The 235-nt window shown below is 42.6% G+C and carries 1 protein-coding gene; it reads right to left on the bottom strand.

The annotated features are described in order from the left end of the window. Window positions 1-18: 18 nt before the first annotated feature. A partial coding sequence (locus NG901_RS16855; protein ID WP_252217102.1) for a hypothetical protein occupies window positions 19-235 on the bottom strand: 217 nt, incomplete at its 5' end.

Raw genomic sequence — 235 nt, 5'->3', positions numbered from 1 at the left:
TATTAAGATATTTCTATTTTAGACTGGTCTATAAACATCAAAAATCAACTCCTCGGAGGCGTCTGAACCGGAGAGTATGTTATCGACAAAAATCAGTATACCCTCATCCAATGCACACCACCCGGTATAGTAACTATATCTGCGCGAGGGCAGTTCCAACTCGTTCACTATCTCAAAGTCACGGTTAAATAGAGTTAGCAATAGCTTTCGGCCGGCATTCAACTTCCCCGGATCT

It is taken from the genome of Clostridium sp. CMCC3677, from assembly GCF_023845585.1.
Taxonomy (GTDB): Bacteria; Bacillota; Clostridia; order Clostridiales; family Clostridiaceae; genus Clostridium; species Clostridium aquiflavi.
This window is presented reverse-complemented; position numbering and strand designations above follow the sequence as displayed.